The following is a 19,683-nucleotide window of genomic DNA, read 5'->3' on the forward strand; positions in this document are numbered from 1 at the left end:
TTATTGTTTACTTGAGGAAACTGCCTGACTATTATTACGCCACTGTCACCTGCCACTCAGCACTCAACATAAGGCAATTCTCATGTCCCTGATCAACGAATACCGCGCCACAGAAGAAGCTATCAAAGAGCTGCAAGCCCGTTTGAAGAACCTGTCGCAAGACGACAAACTGCAAGCCGAGCTGGAATTCGAAGGCAAACTGCGCGCCCTGATGGGTGAATACTCCAAGTCCCTGCGCGACATCATCGCGCTGCTGGATCCGGACTCGAAAGTTAAGGCGCCACGTGTTGCCGCCAAAACTACCGGCACCAAGCGCGCACGCAAGGTCAAACAATACAAGAACCCGCACAACGGCGAAGTCATCGAAACCAAGGGCGGCAACCACAAAACCCTGAAAGAGTGGAAAGCCAAGTGGGGCGGCGACGTGGTCGAAGGCTGGGCAACCCTGCTGGGTTAAGCCGTACACCCGTCACAGAGGGATTTGCGACCTTATGAAAAAACGCCAGCTTGCTGGCGTTTTTTTTATTTCCGGCAAATACCCGAAATGTACTAAGCCGAACAATCAAAGCCCGAAACGCAGGGCCAGCGACCGGCTGTAATCCTGCCATTCATCCAGCACCTGACGCTGAATCGTTGTAGCACTCAGCCGTAGTTCGGCAGCCGCCTGATTGAAACTTTCCAGGGTATTGGGCGCTCCCCATTGCGGGTCGCACAGGCGCTGCTGACAGAATGACTTCCAGCGCTCTTGCTCCTCCCCGTTCAAGGTTTCAGGAAAGTTACGGGCGCGATAACGAAATAATAATTCAGGCAAACGTTCATCATCGAACGGCCATTGCTCTTGCCCTAAATGAAGCGGCTCGGCATTGCGCACTTGTTCGCATAAGCGTCGGTCGCGATCGCCGATAAAACCGTCGTACAACTGCTGCTCGGGATCGACGCTGGGGGCAAAATCCTCGCTGGCATAAATTGCCGCAAGTTTATCCCGCCAAACTTCTTGTGCGTCACTTAGCCGCAGCGTCCGGGCCTTATATTCCGCCATGTCCAGTTGCAAACGCTGCTGGTCCTCGCCACGCAATACATTCAGCGGCGCGACGACCGGGCAGCGGTTGATATGGATCAGCTTCAACGGCACCGGCAATTCGCCTTCGGCCAGGTCTTCGCGGCGGGTATACAAACGCTGGCGCAGCGTCTCGGCGTCCAGGTCGAGCAATCCCTGTGGGTCCAGGTGCAGGTCACAGACAATCAGGGCGTTGCGGTTGCGCGGATGCCAGGCCAGCGGCAGGACCACGCCGACATAACTGCGCGCCGCGGAAAAGCGTCCGGAAATATGCACCAGCGGTTGCAACAGACGAACCTGGTCCATGACTTTCTGCTTGCTGCGCAACTGGAACAGCCATTCATACAACTTCGGCTGCTTGTCCCGAATCAACTTGGCCAAGGCAATAGTGGCGCGGACATCGGAGAGTGCTTCGTGGGCATGCCCGTGATCGATGCCATTGGCGGCGGTCAGGCGCTCCAGCTTCAGGGTCACCCGCCCCTCCTCGTCCCGCGGCCAGACAATCCCTTCCGGGCGCAAGGCATAGGCAGTGCGCACCACATCGATCAGGTCCCAGCGGCTGTTGCCGCCTTGCCACTCGCGGGCATAAGGGTCGAAGAAATTCCGGTACAGGCTGTAGCGGGTCATCTCGTCGTCGAAGCGCAGGGTGTTGTAGCCGGCGCCACAAGTGCCCGGTGCCGCCAGCTGGGCGTGCACCCGGGTCATGAAATCGGCTTCGCTCAGCCCCTGTTCGGCCAGCCGGCCCGGGGTAATGCCGGTGATCATGCAGGCCGCTGGATGGGGCAGGATGTCGTCGCTGGGCTGACAGTAAAGATTGACCGGCTCGCCGATCTCGTTGAGTTCGAAGTCGGTGCGAATCCCCGCCACCTGCAACGGCCGATCGCAGCGCGGGTTGATGCCGGTGGTTTCGTAGTCGTACCAGAAGATGGAAGTCACGGGCTGTTCCTGAGCAAAAGACCGGCAAAGTCTAGGCGCTTGGCACCAGCCGCGGCCAGCCTTGTGATGATTCAAGGGTAACGGCGCACGTCACGCAGCACAGTTAATGATGTCGTTCGCCCCTCCGACACTGCTAGCATCAGGCGGTCATCCATCGCCACCAGGCCAGCCTCAAGTTGCCTATGCTCGAGACGACAGCACTGCCAGGGAAAGCATTGCCCCCGCCACTGGACACCCGCTACCAGGTCGAAACGCCAGAAGGCATCGACCTGCCGCTGCGGCCGGCGGGGCTGATGTCGCGCGCCCTGGCCTTTGCCATCGACCTGGGCTTTCGTGGCCTGATCCTCGGCGTGCTGTTTATTGTTCTGGGGTTTCTCGGCCAGCTCGGCATGGGGCTGGGCTCGATCCTGCTGTTTCTGGTCAGTTGGTGGTACATGGTGCTGTTCGAGGTGTTGAATCAGGGCTGCTCGCCAGGCAAGCAGCTGATGGGCCTGCGGGTCGTGCAGGACGATGGCACGCCCATCGGCTGGGGCCCTTCCCTGACCCGCAACCTGCTGCGTTTTGTCGACATGCTGCCGTTCGGTTATTGCCTCGGCGCCATCAGTTGCCTGCAGCACCCGACCTTCAAGCGCCTCGGCGACCTGGCCGCCGGCACCCTGGTGATCTACCGCGAGCAGCCGGTGGTTCGCCCGACCTTGCCGGCAGTGCCCGCCAGAACCGCCGCCTTCGCCCTGAGCCTGACTGAACAACGGGCCATCCTCAGCTTCGCCGAACGCCAGGAACAACTGTCCGCGGACCGGGTCCAGGAGCTGGCCGCCCTGCTCGCCGAACCTCTGCACGTAACGCCCGCGCAGGCCCGTGACGAACTCAATGGCATCGCCCGCGGACTGCTGGGGCCGACATGAAACAGAGCCTGTTCGAAAACCGTCATCACGCCTTGTGGCAGCGCCTGCGCGAACAGCTCGAACAACTGGAACGCGGCCAGGCGACGCCCGAGACCCATGCCCGTTTTCCCGAGGATTACCGCCGCTTGTGCCAACACCTGGCCCTGGCCCAGGAACGCGGCTACAGCAGCTTCCTGGTCGACCCGTTGCAACAACTGGCGCTGCGCGGCCATCAGCAGCTCTATCGCCAACGCAGCCCGTTGGGCGCCCGGGTCCTGGGCTTTGTCCTGGCCGGTTTCCCACAGCTCGTGCGCGAACAATGGCGCTTCGTCCTGGCCGCCAGCCTGGTGTTCTTTGGCAGCTTGCTGGGTATCGGCCTGCTGGTGTACCTGGTGCCCGAACTGATCTACAGCGTGGTCAGCCCGCAACAGGTGGCCGAAATGCAACGCCTCTACGATCCAGATGCCAGTCGCCTGGGCCGCCTCGCCAATCGGGCCGCCGGCGAAGACTGGATGATGTTCGGCTACTACATCATGAACAACATCGGCATCGCTTTTCAGACCTTTGCCAGCGGCCTGCTGTTTGGCCTGGGGAGCCTGTTCTTCCTGTTCTTCAACGGCCTGACCATCGGCGCGGTGGCCGGGCACCTGACCCAGATCGGCTATGGCGCCACCTTCTGGTCGTTTGTCGTCGGCCACAGTGCCTTCGAGCTCAGCGCCATCGCCCTGGCCGGCGCGGCGGGATTGAAAATGGGCTGGGCGCTGATAGCCCCCGGACGCCTGCCCCGCGGCGAAGCCTTGCTGCTGGCCGCGCGCACCAGCGTGCAGTTGATCTGCGGGGTCATCCTGTTCCTGCTGATCGCTGCCTTTATCGAAGCCTATTGGTCCTCCCTGACCTGGCCCGCGGCCTGGATCAAATACCTGGTCGGCGGCATCTGCTGGCTGCTGGTCCTGGCCTACCTGATATTCGCTGGACGCCGCCATGCGCCTGAGTGAAGCCAGCGTGGTGATTCGCCCGCGCACGACTTGGGAAGCCATGGACCTGGGAGTACTGCTGAGCCAGCGCCACCGACGCCTGCTGATGACCAGCTGGGCGCTGATCACGCTCCCGGTATTCGCCCTGCTCAGCCTGTTGCTCTGGGACTCGCCTACCCTCGCCCTGCTGCTGTTCTGGTGGCTCAAGCCGGCCTTCGAACGGCTGCCGCTGTACATCCTCGCCAAAGCCCTGTTCGGCGAAACCCCGACCTTGCGCCAGGCCCTGCGCCAATGGCCCAGACTGCTCAAGCCACAACTGCTGGCCAGCCTGACCTGGCGCCGCCTGAGCCTGAGCCGCAGTTTCATCATGCCCGTGGTGCAGCTCGAGGGCCTGAGTGGCGAGGCGCGCCAGCAACGGGTGCGGGTGCTGCAACAGCGCAATGCCGGGGCCGCGCACTGGCTGACCCTGATCGGCGTGCACCTGGAAGGCATCTTGTGGATCGGCCTGCTGGCGTTGTTCTATCTATTGCTGCCACAACAGATCGAGCTGGACTGGGACTGGCAGACGCTGATTGCCGCCGCCGAGCAGGACTGGCTCTGGCTCGAACACCTGACCAACGCTTTTTACGCGCTGGTCCTGATTGTCTGGGAGCCGGTGTACGTCGCCTGCGGCTTCAGCCTCTACCTCAATCGCCGCACGCTGCTGGAGGCCTGGGATATCGAACTGGTGCTGCGTCGCCTGCGGCAGCGCTTGAGTGGCGCCGCCCTGCTGCTGGTCCTGGGCAGCCTGAGCCTGCTGCCCATGCTGTCCGAGGCCTGGGCCGCCGAGCCGGCCACTGGCCCTGACAGCCCGCGCCTGCTGGATCAGCCGCTGACCAGCCAGGCCGCGAAAGACAGCATCAGCCAGATCCTCGACCAGCCGCCCTTCAAGAACCCGCAGACCGTGACCCGTTACCGGTTCGACGAAGACCGCCCGAAAAGCGCTGAACAATCTGAGATACCGGGCTGGCTCAAGGCCCTGATCGATCGGCTCGACAGCAGCGTCTTCGGCGCTGCGGCCAAGGCCCTGGAGATCCTGCTCTGGGCCCTGCTGCTGGGGGCGCTGGCCCTGCTGGTGTGGCGTCATCGTCAGTGGTTACGGGCCTTTGTCGGCCGCCGTCCGCTGCCGGGCAAGTTACCCGCGCGAGCCGCTCCGCACCAGCTGTTCGGCCTGGACCTCAGCCCCGACGCCTTGCCCGAGGATGTCGCCGCCGCTGCCGAGGCGCTCTGGCCACAGCAGCCACGCGAAGCCCTCGGGCTGTTGTACCGCGCGCTACTGAGCCGGCTCCTGCATGACTTCCGCCTGCCGTTGAAACCGGCGGACACCGAGGGCCAGGTCCTCGAGCAGATCAAGGCTTTGCAGTTGCCCCAGCTGCAGGCGTTCAGCAACAGCCTGACCCGGCACTGGCAGAACCTGGCCTACGGTCATCGCCTGCCTCCCGCGCAGTTGAAGCAGGAACTATGCGATGGCTGGCGCACCCTGTTCGGCCCGGGAGCCCCACGATGAACCGGCGCCTGCTGCCGCTGCTCGCGCTGCTGGTCGCTGGCCTGCTCGGCGGCTTGCTGCTGTACCTCTACCTCAACGCCCGGCCCTACCAGGAAACCATCGACCACGGCCCCTCCCCGCAAGCCCGCGCCAACCCTTACCTGGCGGCGGAAATGTTCCTGCGCCAGCGCGGCTTGCAGGTTCACCACGCCAACGGCCTGGAGGTGCTGCCGACCCTCAAGCCGCAGCAGAACAGCCTGTTGCTGCTGGGCGAGCGCTCGAACATGACGCCGCAGCAGGTCGAGCAACTGCTGGACTGGGCCAGGGCCGGCGGGCGCCTGCTGTTCGTCGCCGAAGCGCTGTGGAACAAAGAGGCCGGACGCAGCGGCGACCTGTTGCTCGATCGCCTGCACCTGCGCCAGTTTCTCAGCAAGGACCTCAAAGCCCCGCCGCCAGGCGCTGGCAAAGAGCCCTACCCGAAACTGACCAAGCTCTACCTGGAAGACCAAGACGCGCCGGCCTACATCGGTTTCGACACCGACTTCCACCTGGAAGACCCGGACAACCTCGCCCAGTCCTGGGCCAACAGCGCCCGGGCCACCCACATGATGCAACTGAGCTACGGCCAGGGTTCGGTGACCGTGCTCACCGATGCCGAGATCTGGAAGACGCCGTTGATTGCCAAGTACGACAACGCCTGGCTGCTCTGGTACCTGAGCGCCGACAGCGACGTCACCCTGCTGTTCGACACCGATCACGACAGCCTCTGGAGCCTGCTGCTGAAGTATTTCCCCCAGGCGCTGGTGGCCCTGGCGGCACTGCTCGGCCTGTGGCTGTGGCATGTAGGGCTTCGCCACGGACCGATGCAGGCCCCGATGCCCAGGGCCCGGCGCCAGTTGCGCGAGCACCTGCAAGCCAGCGCCCGCTTCCTGTTGCGCCACACCGGTCAGCAGGGGCTGCTGCATAGCCTGCGGCAGGACATCCTGCGCCGCGCCCAGCATCGTCATCCCGGTTTCGAACGACTCACCGCCGCCGAACAAGGGCAGGTCCTGGCCCGCCTTACCCGGCAACCGGACAGCGTCATCAGCCAGGCCCTGGCGCCCCAGCCGGCACAACGCCTTTCCAGCGCCGACTTCAGCCGCCTGGTCACCCACCTGCAAACTCTCAGGAATGCCCTATGAGCGACCTTCCCGCCGAACCGCTTCCCGCCACCGAGCCCGGTCATGCGCAAGCGCATGCCGTCCAGCAACGCCAGCGCGCCAGCCAGCTGGCCCAGGCCCTGCGCCACGAACTGCAAAAGGCGGTGATCGGCCAGGACGCGGTGATCGACGACGTGCTCACCGCCCTGATCGCCGGCGGCCACGTGCTGCTCGAAGGCGTGCCCGGGCTGGGCAAGACCTTGCTGGTGCGCGCCCTGGCCCGTTGCTTTGGCGGCGAGTTCGCGCGCATCCAGTTCACCCCGGACCTGATGCCCAGCGACGTCACCGGCCATGCGGTCTACGACCTGCAGACCGAGCAGTTCAAGCTGCGCAAGGGCCCCTTGTTCACCCACTTGCTGCTGGCCGACGAGATCAACCGCGCGCCGGCCAAGACCCAGGCCGCCCTGCTCGAAGCCATGCAGGAGCGCCAGGTCACCCTCGAAGGCCGGGCGCTGCCCATCGCCCAGCCCTTCATGGTCCTGGCCACGCAGAACCCGATCGAACAGGAAGGCACCTACCCGCTGCCGGAAGCCGAACTCGACCGTTTCATGCTCAAGCTGCGCATGGATTACCCAGACAGCGACCAGGAATTGAACATGGTCCGCCAGGTCACCCGCTCGCCCCGGGCCGACATGCTCGACGTGCAGCCGCTGCGTACCCTGCTGCAGGCCAAGGACGTGCTGGCCCTGCAGCGGATCGCCAGCGACCTGCCGCTGGACGAGCAGGTCCTCGACTATGCCGTGCGGCTGGCCCGGGCCACCCGCAGCTGGCCGGGGCTGACCCTCGGCGCCGGGCCACGAGCGTCGATCGCCCTGGTCCGTGGGGCCCGCGCCAGGGCCTTGCTGCGCGGCGGCGAGTTCGTCATTCCGGATGACATCAAGGGTTGCGCCCTGGCGGTGCTGCGGCATCGCGTGCGGATCGCCCCGGAGCTGGATATCGAAGGCTTGTCAGTGGAGCAGGTACTCAAGCAACTGCTCGATCAAGTGCCGGCGCCACGACTGTGAGCCCGCCAAAGCGATGAAGCCTTCACGCCTGTTTCTGACCTGGCTCGGCGTATTGCTGGCGCTGGACGTGCTGCTCGGCGCCGCGCGTGCCTACGGCCTGGCGGTCGCGGCCAGCCTGCAAGCGATCGCCTGGGGCCTGCTCCTGGCCCTGTTGCTGCTGGCCGTGCTGGACGCCTTCCGGCTCAGGCGCCTGCCTTCGCCCCAACTGCGGCGCCAGTTGCCCGGCAGCCTGCCCCTGGGGCGCTGGAGCGAAGTGCGCCTAGAGGTTCGCCACGACTTTACCCAACCGCTGACCCTGGAGCTGTTCGACCATGTGCCCGATGGCCTGGGCTTCGAATACCTGCCGCAGTCGCTGCTCCTGGAGCCGGGCCAGTCGCAGGAACTGGGTTATCGGGTGCGCCCGCTCAAGCGCGGCCATTTCAACTTCGAGCGCTGCGAGGTCAGCCTGCCCAGCCCGCTGGGCCTGTGGTCGGCGCGTCGACTGCTGAAGCTCGACGACAGCACGCGCGTCTACCCGGATTTCGCCCGCCTCTACGGCGCCCGGCTGCTGGCCGTCGACAACTGGCTGAACCAGATCGGCGTGCGGCAACAGCCGCGTCGTGGCCTGGGCCTGGAGTTCAACCAGCTGCGTGAGTTTCGCGAGGGCGACAGCCTGCGCCAGATCGACTGGAAAGCCACCGCCCGGCAACGCACGCCGATTGCCCGCGAGTACCAGGACGAACGCGACCAGCAGATCGTCTTCATGCTCGACTGCGGACGGCGCATGCGCAGCCAGGACGGCGAACTGGCGCATTTCGACCACGCGCTCAACGCCTGCCTGCTGCTCAGTTATGTCGCCTTGCGCCAGGGCGACGCGGTGGGCCTCTGCACCTTTGCCGGCGAACGCCGCCGCTATCTGGCGCCGGTCAAGGGCGCGGGCCAGTTGAGCGCCTTGCTCAACACTGTCTACGACCTGGACAGCAGCCAGCGCTGCGCCGACTTCCAGGCCGCCGCCAGCGAGCTGCTGGCCCGACAGAAACGCCGGGCCCTGGTAGTGCTGGTGACCAACCTGCGGGACGAGGACGACGAGGAACTGCTGACCGCGGTCAAGCGCCTCGGGCGCCAGCACCGGGTCTTGGTGGCCAGCCTGCGCGAGGAAGTCCTCGATCAGTTGCGCCAGGCGCCGGTGCACAACCTGCCCGATGCCCTGACCTACTGCGGCACGATCAATTACCTGAATGCCCGCACCGACCTGCATGAACGCCTGAGCGCCCAGGGCGTTGCCCTGCTCGATGTGCGGCCGGGTGAACTGGGGGCGGAACTGGTGACCCGTTACCTCAGTTGGAAAAAGGCCGGGACGCTGTAGCGGTCAGGCGGAGGTCTGCACCGGGTAGAAACTGAAGTAGCTGCGCAAGGCCGTCACCAGCTCGCGGTACTCGGGAGGCGAACGCAGCAGCACGAAGCCGGTGTCGTAATGATGGGGCGTGACATCTTCATGGCACCAACGGCAGGAGGCGGTGATCTCGATCGGTTGCAGCTGGCCGTCGCGGCCGGGAACCTGCAGGCGCAACTCGAAATCGGCGCCGATCAGCATCGGCAACTGGCTGATCAACATAAAGCCATCTTCGGAAACGTTGCCCAGATAACCGATGGGTCGATCGGTCAGCCGATTGAAGACTTTCAAAAAACACGGCAACTGGTGCCGCTCGATCCGCCGGTCCGTGAACATGTCATGCATCGCTATTTAGGAAGGTCATTGCGCATCGTCGCGCCGAGGACTGTCGGCCCCGGCCGGCCCATTTTAGAAACAATACTCTAAAACAGGCCCACAGATGTTAGCTCAAGGCTCACGCGAGATCAGCAATAGCCTGATGACGAGTATTACAACGCGGTCGGACGCGCCTGAGCGCTGTTGCGCGAAGGGTAATGACCCAGTTGCTGCAGGGTTTCCAGGCGCGCGCGGGCGCGGTAGGCGTACTCGCTGCTGGGGTGTTCGGTGATGATGTACTGGTAGGTCTGCGCGGCATCGAGGAACAGCTTCTGCCGCTCCAGGCACTGTCCGCGCAGCATCGATACTTCAGGCTGGATATAAGGGCGCGAGCGACTCGTGCGGTCGACCTGGCTCAGTTCGAGCATCACCCGTTCGCAGTTGCCGGCGTCGTAGGCGCGGTAGGCGGTATTCAGATGATGGTCCATCGACCAGCGGGTACAGCCGACAACACTGACGGCCAGGGCAGCAATGAGCACGAATCGCATGGGGGTTCTCCTGTCTTGTGCACGTTATCGACCCGCGTTGGAAAATCTTCAGGAATGTTCGTTTAAAGAAACAAACGAATAAGTAGTGCAAACGAACAATGACTACAGCTGCGGACCATAGTAGCCTCTCGTTGCGCTTGAACTCAGGAGTCTTTGCATGTCCGTCCGTCGTACCAAAATCGTCGCTACCCTTGGCCCGGCCAGTAACTCGCCGGAAGTTCTCGAACAGCTGATTCTGGCTGGCCTGGACGTCGCCCGCCTGAACTTCTCCCACGGCACCCCGGACGAGCACAAGGCTCGCGCCAAGCTGGTGCGTGACCTGGCCGCCAAGCATGGGCGCTTCGTCGCGCTGCTGGGTGACCTGCAAGGCCCGAAGATCCGTATCGCCAAATTCGCCAACAAGCGCATCGAGCTGAAGATCGGTGACAAGTTCACCTTCTCCACCAGCCACCCGCTGACCGAAGGTACCCAGGACATCGTCGGCATCGACTATCCGGACCTGGTCAAGGACTGCGGCGTGGGCGACGAGCTGCTGCTCGACGACGGCCGCGTGGTGATGCGCGTCGACACCGCCACCAGCACCGAACTGCATTGCACCGTGACCATCGGCGGCCCGCTGTCGGACCACAAAGGCATCAACCGTCGCGGTGGTGGCCTGACCGCTCCGGCCCTGACCGAAAAAGACAAGGCCGACATCAAGCTGGCCGCAGCCATGGACCTGGACTACCTGGCCGTGTCCTTCCCGCGCGACGCCGCTGACATGGAATACGCCCGCCAACTGCGCGACGAGGCCGGCGGCACCGCCTGGCTGGTGGCGAAGATCGAGCGCGCCGAAGCCGTGGCCAACGACGAAACCCTTGACGGCCTGATCAAGGCCTCCGACGCCGTGATGGTGGCCCGTGGCGACCTGGGCGTGGAAATCGGCGATGCCGAGCTGGTGGGCATCCAGAAGAAAATCATTCTGCACGCCCGTCGCCACAACAAGGCGGTGATCGTCGCGACCCAGATGATGGAGTCGATGATCCAGAACCCGATGCCGACCCGCGCCGAAGTGTCCGACGTGGCCAACGCCGTGCTCGACTACACCGACGCCGTGATGCTCTCGGCCGAATCCGCCGCCGGCGCCTACCCGCTCGAAGCCGTCCAGGCCATGGACCGCATCTGCATCGGCGCGGAAAAGCATCCGACCAGCAAGACCTCCAGCCACCGCATCGGCAAGACCTTCGAGCGCTGCGACGAGAGCATTGCCCTGGCTACCATGTACACCGCCAACCACTTCCCGGGCGTGAAGGCGATCATCGCCTTGACTGAAAGCGGCTACACCCCGCTGATCATGTCGCGTATCCGTTCCTCGGTGCCGATCTACGCGTTCACCCCGCACCGCGAAGCCCAGGCCCGCACCGCGATGTTCCGTGGCGTCTACACCATCCCGTTCGACCCGGCGTCCCTGCCGCCAAGCGAAGTCAGCCAGAAGGCCATCGACGAGCTGGTCAAGCGCGGCGTCGTGAAGAAAGGCGACTGGGTGATCCTGACCAAGGGCGACAGCTACCACACCACCGGCGGCACCAACGGCATGAAGATCCTGCACGTTGGCGACCCGATGGTCTGAGTCCCCTGACGCAACAATAAAGAGCCCCGCAGTGAAGACTGCGGGGCTTTTTCATGGGGGCACATTTATGGAACTCACGAACCTGTAGCCGCTACCGCCAGGCCTTCAGCGATCTTGAGACCTTACGCCCCTTCGTCGGAATGCCGCCCAAATCGATCGCAACCTCCGGTAGCGGCGACACGAGCGGTGCCGATTTCAGCTTTTAGCGAAAAAGCCCGACAAGGCCGCCAGCGCTTCCGGCGAATGCAGGCGCTGGGTGAACAGGGCGCCCTCCTCCTCGATCACCTTGCGCAGCTGTTCGCGATCGGGCGTGCGCATCAGCTGCTTGCTGATCTGCACCGCCTGCGGCGCCAGCTTCTCGAAACGCAGCGCCATCTCCCGGGCCTTGTCCAGGGTCGCCGCGCCATCGGCCAAGGCCAGGTTGGCAATCCCCCACTGCGCAGCCTGTTCACCGCTGAAACCTTCGCCCAGCAGCAACAGTTCGGCGGCCCTGGCCTGCCCGAGCAAGCGTGGCAGGATCAGGCTGGAACCGAACTCGGGGCACAAACCGAGATTGACGAAAGGCATGCGCAACCGGGCATCGCGGCTGACGTACACCAGGTCGCAATGCAGCAGCAGGGTGGTGCCGATCCCCACGGCCGGCCCGGCAACCGCGGCGACCACCGGCTTGCGGCACTCGAACAGGCTGAGCATGAACTGGAAGACCGGGCTGTCGAGACCGGTAGGTGGCTGCTGGAGGAAGTCGGCAATGTCGTTGCCGGCGGTAAAGCAGTCGCTGCTGCCGCTGAGCAGTACCGCGCGGACCTCAGGGTCGGCGTCGGCTTGCCGCAACCCTTCGGCCAGCTGGCTGTACATGGCCCGGGTCAGGGCATTTTTCTTGTCCGGGCGATTCAGGCGCAGGGTCAGCAGCCCGCCCTCGCGTTCAAGCAGGATGGTATCGGTCATGGGTGGTCTCGCTCAGGACGGATCAGCGCTCAGCCACGGGGCAGGAATACGTCGGCCAGCAGTTGATTGCGCGGCAACCCCGCCAGGTACAAGCGTCGGGCGAAAGCATCGACGCTGTCGGGGTGCCCGCAGAGTAAAGCCTGGGTTTGCCGCGAAACAAGCCGCAGTTGTGCCAAAGCCGCTGGCAGCTCGGTCGCGATCAACAGTTCGACACTGAGGTTGGCATGGCTCGCCGCCAGCGCCGCCAGGGGCTTGGCCAGGTAATGTTCGCTGGCGTCATGGGCCAGGTGAATGACGCGGATGTCGCCCTGATGATCCTGGCGCAAAGCCTCGCGCAGGATACCGAACAAGGGCCCCAGCCCGGTGCCCGCCGCCAGCAGCCACAATGGCCGGGTTTGCCAGTCCGGGTCGTAGTGCAGCGCCCCGCCGCGCAGCTCGCCCAGGCGCAGCCCATCGCCGGGCTTGAGCTGGCGCGCCGCGTCGCTGAACTCGCCGGGCTGGCGGCAATCGAGATGGAATTCGAGAAAGCGGTCTTCGCCAGGCAGGCTCGCCAGCGAATACGGCCGCGCCACGCCGGAAGCCGTCCACAGCACCAGGTGCTGGCCGGCCTGATAACGCAGGTTGCGCTCCGGCTGCAAACGCAGGCGCAGCACTGTGGCCGACAGCCAGTCCACACCGACCACCTCGGCCGGCGCGCCATCGCGCAGCGGGTCGTAGGTTTCGACCCGCAGGTCTTCCACCACCTGACACTGACAGGCCAGCCGCCAGCCGCGCTGGCGCTGATCGTCGCTCAAGGCATCGGGCCGGCTGTCGCTGGGCAGGCCCTCGACGCAGTGCACCAGGCAGGCATGGCAACTGCCGGCGCGGCAGCTGTAAGGCACCGCCACGCCGGCCTGATTCAAGGCATCCAGCAGATTGCTGCCCGCGACCACCGACCACTGCCGCTCACCGACACGCAGCTCAGGCATCGATATTTTCCCAGGCCGCGGCGCAGCGATTGCGTCCGTCGCGCTTGGCCCGATACAGCGCCTGGTCGGCACGTTGCAGGGCATCGTCCAGGTCGTCGCCCAGCTCCACCAGGGTCATGCCGACGGACAGGCTCAGGCCAGGCACCTCGACCCCGATCAACTGGGCGTCCATAAAGGCCACGCGCAGACGCTCGCAGCAGGAGGTCAGGCGTTCGGGATCGCAATCGGGCAACAACATGACAAACTCCTCGCCGCCGTAGCGGGCCAATACATCGCCATCGCGCAAGCAGGCGCTGGCTACGGCGGCGAACGCCTGCAGCACCTGATCGCCGGCGGCATGGCCGTGCACGTCGTTGATCCGCTTGAAGTGATCGAGGTCGATCAGCGCCAGGCCATGCATCTGCTCCAGGCTCATCGTGTGCAGTTCACGCGACGCCAGCCGCAGGAAATGCCGTCGATTGTACAGGCCGGTCAGTTCGTCGGTGGCAACCAGATCCTCCAGTTGTCGCATCATGCCGCGCAAGGTGTCCTGGTGCGCCTGCAAGGCGAAGCGCCTTTGCCGCATGCGCTGCCGGGAAGTCTGCACATAGCTGGCGTACAGGCACAGCCAGATCAGCACCGCGAACAGCACGCACACCTGCAGGACGGCGAGCATCGGATCGGCCAGCCGGAAGTGGTAGCCGTCCCACAGCGTGATTCCGGCAAAACCGATGAAAATACACAGGGCGCAGCGCACGAAGGCCCGGCGCGGAAGGTGGAACAGGCCGAACAGCAGCGTCAACAGATAGAACACCAGGAAGGTGCCGCGCGCCGTATCGAGGTGGGCCAGCAGCCATGTCTGCCAGCCGATGGCCAGGAGTATCTGGATCTCGGTCAGGCTCGGGTCGCGAAAGCGCAGGTTGCGCCCGGAGACAAACAGCCAGAACAGCAGCGCCTGGCTCAGCACCACCAGGCCGGTATCGATCAGCGCCGAATGCACCGGCGCCGAATAGTAGCCACTGAAAATGGCCAGCCAGAGCAGCAGCAACGCCAGTCCATAGGTACCCGCCGCAAGAACGAAGCGCTTGAGTAAAAGACTCTGGATAGCGTTATGGGTCAATCGTTGACTCACCATGCGAAAGGGGGCTTTAAAGAGTTTCCTACCCTACAGGCCACTTGCCACTTTAGTGGTGTCGCCAAAAAATAACTATCCCATTTTTGTTCCCGCCCAGCGCCATCCGGCCCGGGGCCGCGCCCACCGTCATGCCTGGCGCCATCCCCCGACTGGCGCATCCCCGGCATGCGACTTTGGTTTGACTGCCGGCGCGTGTGCCCGGCTCCGAGGCGCGGTATACTGCCGCGCCTTTTTAGCGTCGCGCCAGTGTGTCCGGCGTGCCTTGAAGGTGCTTGCAACCGACCGATGCACCCAAGCTGCAAGCACCTTATTAAATGTTCCCGTCTTTTAGAGGAGCGCGACTCATGACCGTGATCAAGCAAGACGACCTGATTCAGAGCGTTGCCGACGCCCTGCAATTCATTTCCTACTACCACCCCGTGGACTTCATCCAGGCGATGCACGAAGCCTACCTGCGCGAAGAATCGCCAGCGGCCCGTGACTCCATGGCGCAGATCCTGATCAACTCGCGCATGTGTGCCACCGGCCACCGCCCGATCTGCCAGGACACCGGTATCGTCACCGTATTCGTACGCGTGGGCATGGACGTGCGCTGGGACGGCGCGACCATGAGCCTGGACGACATGATCAACGAAGGCGTGCGTCGCGCTTACAACCTGCCGGAAAACGTCCTGCGGGCCTCGATCCTCGCCGACCCGGCGGGCGCTCGTAAAAACACCAAGGACAACACCCCGGCGGTCATCCACTACTCCATCGTTCCCGGCAACACCGTGGAAGTGGACGTGGCGGCCAAGGGCGGCGGCTCCGAGAACAAGTCGAAGATGGCCATGCTCAACCCGTCCGACTCGATCGTCGACTGGGTGCTGAAAACCGTTCCGACCATGGGCGCCGGCTGGTGCCCGCCGGGCATGCTCGGCATCGGCATCGGCGGCACCGCTGAGAAAGCCGCGGTGATGGCCAAGGAAGTGTTGATGGAATCCATCGACATCCATGAGCTGAAGGCCCGCGGCCCACAGAACCGTATCGAAGAGATGCGCCTGGAGCTGTTCGAGAAGGTCAACCAGCTGGGCATCGGCGCCCAGGGCCTGGGCGGCCTGACCACCGTGCTCGACGTGAAGATCATGGACTACCCGACCCACGCCGCTTCCCTGCCGGTGTGCATGATCCCGAACTGCGCCGCGACCCGTCACGCGCACTTCGTGCTCGACGGCTCGGGCCCTGCGTCCCTGGAAGCGCCACCTCTGGACGCCTACCCGGAAATCGTCTGGGAAGCCGGTCCGTCGGCCCGTCGCGTCAACCTCGACACCCTGACCCCGGAAGAAGTGCAGAGCTGGAAGCCGGGCGAAACCGTCCTGCTCAACGGCAAGATGCTCACCGGTCGCGACGCCGCGCACAAGCGCATGGTCGAGATGCTGAACAAGGGCGAAACCCTGCCGGTGGACCTCAAGGGTCGCTTCATCTACTACGTCGGCCCGGTCGATCCGGTCGGTGACGAAGTGGTTGGCCCGGCTGGCCCGACCACCGCGACGCGGATGGACAAGTTCACCCGCCAGATCCTCGAGCAGACTGGCCTGCTGGGCATGATCGGCAAGTCCGAGCGCGGCCCGACCGCGATCGAAGCGATCAAGGACAGCAAGGCCGTGTACCTGATGGCCGTCGGCGGCGCTGCCTACCTGGTAGCCCAGGCGATCAAGAAGTCCAAGGTCCTGGCCTTTGCCGAACTGGGCATGGAAGCGATCTACGAGTTCGAAGTCAAAGACATGCCGGTCACTGTCGCGGTCGACAGCAAAGGCGAGTCGGTGCACATCACCGGTCCTGCCATCTGGCAGAAAAAGATCAGTGAAAGCCTGGCGGTAGAAGTGCAGTAAGCGCTGCTTGCTGTTACCCAAGGCGGCGTTGCTCGATGAGCAGCGCCGCCTTTTTCATGCCTGGCCGGGCAAGGACTGTCCACGATCAACGAAGCCTCGGACAGGCGTGTTATCTTTCCTGCCCCCTTTCAGCCTGCCCTTGACTCATGGTCCAGATCTCCCGCCCGCTGCGCTTGACCTTCTATACCCTGGTGATTCTCGCCGGCGCCGTGGTCAGCGCGACCTTCGCCATGCGCCATGCCGAGCGCCAGGCTCTGGAGGACGATGCCGCCCGCGCCAGCGAGCAACTGGCGCTGTATGCCAACTCCCTGCATACCCTGATCGAACGTTACCGCGCCCTGCCCGCCGTGCTGGCGCTGGACCCGGAACTACGCTCGGCGCTCAAGGGCCCGGTCGGCCCGCAGCAGCAGGACGCCCTGAACCGCAAACTGGAACAGATCAACGGCGCCGCCCGCTCCTCGACCCTGGAGCTGCTGGACCACACCGGCCTCGCCGTGGCCGCCAGCAACTGGCGCCTGCCCAGCAGCTATGTCGGGCACAACTACGGTTTTCGCCCCTACTTCAGCCAGACCCGCAGCCAGGGCAGCGGACGCTTCTATGCGGTGGGCGTCACCAGCGGCATTCCCGGTTATTTCCTCTCCAGCGCGGTCAAGGGCGAGCAGGAGCAGTTCCTCGGCGCCATGGTGGTGAAACTGGAATTCCCCGAACTGGAGCGCGAGTGGAGCCAGGGCAGCGACACCCTGCTGGTCAGCGATGCCCGGGGCATCGTGTTCATCGCCAACCAGCCGGGCTGGCGTTATCGCCAGTTGCGCCCGCTGTCGGACAGCGACCGCGCCGAACTCAAGGCCACCCGGCAGTACGACAAACAATTGCTGACCCCGCTTGAATACCGGCCGCTGCGACGCTTTGACGACGACAGTACGCTGACCCGGGTCGAGGGCCCGGACGGCAGCGTCGACTACCTGTGGGAATCCCTGCCCCTGGCCACCGAAGGCTGGACCCTGCATTTGCTGCGGCGTCCGCAGATCGCTTTTGAGGACCGCCGCAATGCCGGTCTGGCCGCGGCTGGCGCCTGGCTGACCCTGGTATTCCTGCTGCTGTTCCTCAACCAGCGCTGGCGCCTGGCCAGGCTGCGCCAGCGCAGCCGCGAGGAGCTCGAACGCCTGGTCGAGGAGCGCACTCGCGACCTGCGTACCGCCCAGGACGGCCTGGTGCAATCGGCCAAGCTGGCGGCCCTGGGGCAGATGTCCGCGGCCCTGGCCCATGAAATCAATCAGCCGCTGACCACCCAGCGCATGCAGTTGGCCACCCTGCGCTTGCTGCTCGATCACGGGCGGGTCGACGAGGCCTACCAGGCCCTGAAACCGCTGGACGATATGCTGACCCGCATGGCCAGCCTCACCGGCCACCTGAAAACCTTCGCCCGCAAAAGCCCCAGCGGCCTGCGCGAACGCCTGGACCTGGCGGCGGTGGTGGATCAGGCCCTGCAACTGCTGGACACCCGGCTGCGCGACGAACAGATCGACACACACCTGCAACTGATGCGCCCGGCCTGGGTCCGCGGCGATGCCATACGCTTGGAGCAGGTGCTGATCAACCTGCTGCGCAACGCCCTGGACGCCATGCGCGACAAGCCCCTCAAGCACCTGGAAATCCGCCTCGAAGCCGACCAGCAGCTGTGGAGCCTGAGCGTCATCGACAGCGGTGGCGGCATCGCCGAAGAACACCTGCCGAATGTCTTCGATCCGTTCTTCACCACCAAGCCGGTAGGCGACGGCCTGGGCCTCGGCCTGGCGGTGTCCTACGCTATCGTCCACGAACTGGGCGGGCGCCTGAGCGCCGGCAATCAAGGCCAGGGCGCGATCTTCACCCTGAGCCTGCCCATCGACCTGGAGGCGCATATCCCATGTTGAATTCGGTGATGCTGGTCGACGACGAAGCCAGTATTCGCACCGCCGTCGAACAATGGCTGAGCCTGTCGGGCTTCGAGGTGCAGTTGTTCAGTCGCGCCGAGGACTGCCTGGCCCGGCTGCCCAGGGACTTCCCCGGGGTGATCCTCAGCGACGTGCGCATGCCCGGCATCAGTGGCCTGGAGCTGCTCAAAGAAGTGCAGCAGCGCGACGCCGACCTGCCGGTGATCCTGCTGACCGGCCACGGCGACGTGCCGATGGCGGTGGAAGCGATGCGCGACGGCGCCTACGACTTCCTGGAAAAACCCTTCAGCCCGCAAACCCTGCTGAGCAGCCTGCGCCGGGCCCTGGACAAACGCGGCCTGGTCCTGGAGAACCGACGCCTGCACGAACAGGCCGATACCCGGGAGAAAATCGACTCCACCCTGCTCGGTGTGTCCCGCGCCTTGCAGACCCTGCGGCGCCAGGTGGTCGACCTGGCCGCGCTGCCGGTCAACGTATTGATCCGCGGCGAGACCGGCAGCGGCAAGGAACTGGTCGCCCGCTGCCTGCACGATTTCGGGCCACGCGCCGACAAACCTTTTGTCGCCCTGAACTGCGCGGCGATCCCCGAGCAACTGTTCGAAGCCGAACTGTTCGGCCATGAAAGCGGTGCCTTTACCGGCGCCCAGGGCAAGCGCATCGGCAAGCTGGAATACGCCGACGGCGGCACCCTGTTCCTCGACGAGATCGAAAGCATGCCGCTGGCCCAGCAGGTCAAACTGCTGCGGGTGCTGCAGGAACAGAAGCTCGAACGCCTAGGGTCCAACCAGAGCATCGAGGTGGACCTGCGGATCATTGCCGCGACCAAGCCGGACCTGCTGGACGAAGCCCGCGCCGGGCGTTTTCGCGAAGACCTGGCCTACCGCCTGAACGTCGCGCAACTGCGCCTGCCGCCGCTGCGCGAGCGGCGCGAGGACATCCCGCTGCTGTACGAACATTTCGCCCACGCCGCCGCCGAGCGCCTGGGCCGTAGCGTCGCGCCCCTGAGCGGGGCGCAGTTGAGCCGCCTGCTGAGCCACGACTGGCCGGGCAACGTGCGCGAACTGGCCAACGTCGCCGAACGCCAGGTGCTGGGCCTGGGCGAGCCCGAGCCGGAAACCATCGACCCCGGCCAGTCCCTGGCGGCGCAGCAGGAAGCTTTCGAGGCGCAATGCCTGCGGGCCGCGCTGACCCGGCACAAGGGCGACATCAAGGCGGTGCTCGTTGAGCTGCAACTGCCGCGCCGCACCTTCAATGAAAAGATGCAGCGCCATGGGCTGGCGCGGGAAATGTTTCTTGGGGAGGAGTGAAGCTCAAGGGCTGTGTCGTTCATTCTGACGTCTTCGCGGGCAAGTCGGCGGCTTTCCGCTTACGCCCTTCCAGCAATGAGCGGATTTCCGCTCATTAAAATCTCCAGACCCTTCTAAACCGGGC

17 protein-coding genes are annotated in these 19,683 nt (G+C 64.6%); 11 read left to right on the forward strand and 6 right to left on the reverse strand.

Annotated elements, in window-relative coordinates; translation table 11 throughout:
• The first annotated feature begins 82 nt into the window (after positions 1-82).
• A complete protein-coding gene (gene mvaT / locus CXQ81_RS25675; RefSeq protein ID WP_007931174.1) occupies positions 83-457 on the forward strand; it encodes a histone-like nucleoid-structuring protein MvaT in 375 nt (124 codons plus the stop codon).
• A 105-nt stretch (positions 458-562) separates the two neighbouring features.
• On the opposite strand, the gene sbcB is transcribed toward mvaT, so the two are convergent.
• Positions 563-1,993, reverse strand: a complete 1,431-nt coding sequence (gene sbcB, locus CXQ81_RS25680; protein ID WP_101338909.1) for an exodeoxyribonuclease I — start codon at positions 1,991-1,993, stop codon at positions 563-565.
• Between the two features lie 182 nt (positions 1,994-2,175).
• Between sbcB and CXQ81_RS25685 the strand changes: the two genes are divergently transcribed.
• The 6 genes from CXQ81_RS25685 to CXQ81_RS25710 are packed head-to-tail and all read left to right on the forward strand — an operon-like array spanning position 2,176 to position 8,924.
• Positions 2,176-2,898: an RDD family protein gene (locus tag CXQ81_RS25685; RefSeq protein ID WP_009045307.1), complete on the forward strand. Its 723-nt coding sequence runs from the start codon at positions 2,176-2,178 to the stop codon at positions 2,896-2,898.
• Positions 2,895-3,872 (forward strand): stage II sporulation protein M, encoded by a 978-nt coding sequence (locus CXQ81_RS25690; protein WP_101339480.1) that lies wholly within the window; start codon positions 2,895-2,897, stop codon positions 3,870-3,872. Before CXQ81_RS25685 ends, CXQ81_RS25690 begins: the two co-directional genes overlap by 4 nt.
• The gene (locus tag CXQ81_RS25695; RefSeq protein ID WP_101338910.1) at positions 3,859-5,397 is read left to right on the forward strand and encodes a DUF4129 domain-containing protein; all 1,539 of its coding nucleotides are present in this window, start codon (positions 3,859-3,861) and stop codon (positions 5,395-5,397) included. The genes CXQ81_RS25690 and CXQ81_RS25695 overlap by 14 nt, the downstream gene beginning before the upstream one ends.
• Positions 5,394-6,557, forward strand: a complete 1,164-nt coding sequence (locus CXQ81_RS25700) for a DUF4350 domain-containing protein (RefSeq protein ID WP_101338911.1) — start codon at positions 5,394-5,396, stop codon at positions 6,555-6,557. Before CXQ81_RS25695 ends, CXQ81_RS25700 begins: the two co-directional genes overlap by 4 nt.
• Positions 6,554-7,579, forward strand: coding sequence for a MoxR family ATPase (locus CXQ81_RS25705; protein ID WP_101338912.1), 1,026 nt, complete (start codon positions 6,554-6,556; stop codon positions 7,577-7,579). Before CXQ81_RS25700 ends, CXQ81_RS25705 begins: the two co-directional genes overlap by 4 nt.
• Positions 7,580-7,592: 13 nt before the next feature.
• Positions 7,593-8,924, forward strand: a complete 1,332-nt coding sequence (locus CXQ81_RS25710) for a DUF58 domain-containing protein (RefSeq protein ID WP_007931181.1) — start codon at positions 7,593-7,595, stop codon at positions 8,922-8,924.
• Positions 8,925-8,927: 3 nt separating this feature from the next.
• Here the strand turns inward: CXQ81_RS25710 and CXQ81_RS25715 are convergent, their stop codons facing one another.
• Positions 8,928-9,287, reverse strand: coding sequence for a PilZ domain-containing protein (locus CXQ81_RS25715; protein WP_037035875.1), 360 nt, complete (start codon positions 9,285-9,287; stop codon positions 8,928-8,930).
• Positions 9,288-9,439: 152 nt separating this feature from the next.
• A complete protein-coding gene (locus CXQ81_RS25720) occupies positions 9,440-9,814 on the reverse strand; it encodes a hypothetical protein (protein WP_009045314.1) in 375 nt (124 codons plus the stop codon).
• A 157-nt stretch (positions 9,815-9,971) separates the two neighbouring features.
• Between CXQ81_RS25720 and pyk the strand changes: the two genes are divergently transcribed.
• Positions 9,972-11,423 (forward strand): pyruvate kinase, encoded by a 1,452-nt coding sequence (gene pyk / locus CXQ81_RS25725; RefSeq protein WP_007931191.1) that lies wholly within the window; start codon positions 9,972-9,974, stop codon positions 11,421-11,423.
• Between the two features lie 195 nt (positions 11,424-11,618).
• Here pyk and CXQ81_RS25730 read toward each other — a convergent pair whose 3' ends face one another.
• The 3 genes from CXQ81_RS25730 to CXQ81_RS25740 are packed head-to-tail and all read right to left on the reverse strand — an operon-like array spanning position 11,619 to position 14,435.
• On the reverse strand, positions 11,619-12,368 hold the full coding sequence (locus tag CXQ81_RS25730; protein ID WP_101338913.1) for an enoyl-CoA hydratase-related protein: 750 nt from the start codon (positions 12,366-12,368) through the stop codon (positions 11,619-11,621).
• A gap of 29 nt (positions 12,369-12,397) precedes the next feature.
• Positions 12,398-13,336 (reverse strand): iron-sulfur-binding ferredoxin reductase, encoded by a 939-nt coding sequence (locus CXQ81_RS25735; RefSeq protein WP_101338914.1) that lies wholly within the window; start codon positions 13,334-13,336, stop codon positions 12,398-12,400.
• Positions 13,329-14,435 carry a diguanylate cyclase gene (locus CXQ81_RS25740; protein WP_037035869.1) on the reverse strand — a complete coding sequence of 369 codons (1,107 nt, stop codon included), beginning with the start codon at positions 14,433-14,435 and terminating at the stop codon, positions 13,329-13,331. Before CXQ81_RS25740 ends, CXQ81_RS25735 begins: the two co-directional genes overlap by 8 nt.
• A gap of 359 nt (positions 14,436-14,794) precedes the next feature.
• Here CXQ81_RS25740 and CXQ81_RS25750 point away from each other — a divergent pair, with 359 nt between their 5' ends.
• The 3 genes from CXQ81_RS25750 (at position 14,795) to CXQ81_RS25760 (ending at position 19,559) form a co-directional block, all read left to right on the forward strand.
• Positions 14,795-16,318: a fumarate hydratase gene (locus CXQ81_RS25750; RefSeq protein ID WP_007931196.1), complete on the forward strand. Its 1,524-nt coding sequence runs from the start codon at positions 14,795-14,797 to the stop codon at positions 16,316-16,318.
• 146 nt (positions 16,319-16,464) lie between these two features.
• Positions 16,465-18,231, forward strand: a complete 1,767-nt coding sequence (locus CXQ81_RS25755) for an ATP-binding protein (protein WP_101338915.1) — start codon at positions 16,465-16,467, stop codon at positions 18,229-18,231.
• A complete protein-coding gene (locus tag CXQ81_RS25760) occupies positions 18,225-19,559 on the forward strand; it encodes a sigma-54 dependent transcriptional regulator (RefSeq protein ID WP_101338916.1) in 1,335 nt (444 codons plus the stop codon). The genes CXQ81_RS25755 and CXQ81_RS25760 overlap by 7 nt, the downstream gene beginning before the upstream one ends.
• Positions 19,560-19,683: the final 124 nt, after the last annotated feature.

It is taken from the genome of Pseudomonas sp. 09C 129, from assembly GCF_002843625.1.
Taxonomy (GTDB): domain Bacteria; phylum Pseudomonadota; class Gammaproteobacteria; order Pseudomonadales; family Pseudomonadaceae; genus Aquipseudomonas; species Aquipseudomonas chlororaphis.

Excerpts from the sequence above, each read along its gene's own strand:
- mvaT (WP_007931174.1), top strand. The coding sequence starts at position 83 with ATGTCCCTGATCAACGAATACCGCGCCACAGAAGAAGCTATCAAAGAG.
- CXQ81_RS25685 (WP_009045307.1), top strand. The coding sequence starts at position 2,176 with ATGCTCGAGACGACAGCACTGCCAGGGAAAGCATTGCCCCCGCCACTG.
- CXQ81_RS25690 (WP_101339480.1), top strand. The coding sequence starts at position 2,895 with ATGAAACAGAGCCTGTTCGAAAACCGTCATCACGCCTTGTGGCAGCGC.
- CXQ81_RS25695 (WP_101338910.1), top strand. The coding sequence starts at position 3,859 with ATGCGCCTGAGTGAAGCCAGCGTGGTGATTCGCCCGCGCACGACTTGG.
- CXQ81_RS25700 (WP_101338911.1), top strand. The coding sequence starts at position 5,394 with ATGAACCGGCGCCTGCTGCCGCTGCTCGCGCTGCTGGTCGCTGGCCTG.
- CXQ81_RS25705 (WP_101338912.1), top strand. The coding sequence starts at position 6,554 with ATGAGCGACCTTCCCGCCGAACCGCTTCCCGCCACCGAGCCCGGTCAT.
- CXQ81_RS25710 (WP_007931181.1), top strand. The coding sequence starts at position 7,593 with ATGAAGCCTTCACGCCTGTTTCTGACCTGGCTCGGCGTATTGCTGGCG.
- CXQ81_RS25715 (WP_037035875.1), bottom strand. The coding sequence starts at position 9,287 with ATGTTCACGGACCGGCGGATCGAGCGGCACCAGTTGCCGTGTTTTTTG.
- CXQ81_RS25720 (WP_009045314.1), bottom strand. The coding sequence starts at position 9,814 with ATGCGATTCGTGCTCATTGCTGCCCTGGCCGTCAGTGTTGTCGGCTGT.
- pyk (WP_007931191.1), top strand. The coding sequence starts at position 9,972 with ATGTCCGTCCGTCGTACCAAAATCGTCGCTACCCTTGGCCCGGCCAGT.
- CXQ81_RS25730 (WP_101338913.1), bottom strand. The coding sequence starts at position 12,368 with ATGACCGATACCATCCTGCTTGAACGCGAGGGCGGGCTGCTGACCCTG.
- CXQ81_RS25735 (WP_101338914.1), bottom strand. The coding sequence starts at position 13,336 with ATGCCTGAGCTGCGTGTCGGTGAGCGGCAGTGGTCGGTGGTCGCGGGC.
- CXQ81_RS25750 (WP_007931196.1), top strand. The coding sequence starts at position 14,795 with ATGACCGTGATCAAGCAAGACGACCTGATTCAGAGCGTTGCCGACGCC.
- CXQ81_RS25755 (WP_101338915.1), top strand. The coding sequence starts at position 16,465 with ATGGTCCAGATCTCCCGCCCGCTGCGCTTGACCTTCTATACCCTGGTG.
- CXQ81_RS25760 (WP_101338916.1), top strand. The coding sequence starts at position 18,225 with ATGTTGAATTCGGTGATGCTGGTCGACGACGAAGCCAGTATTCGCACC.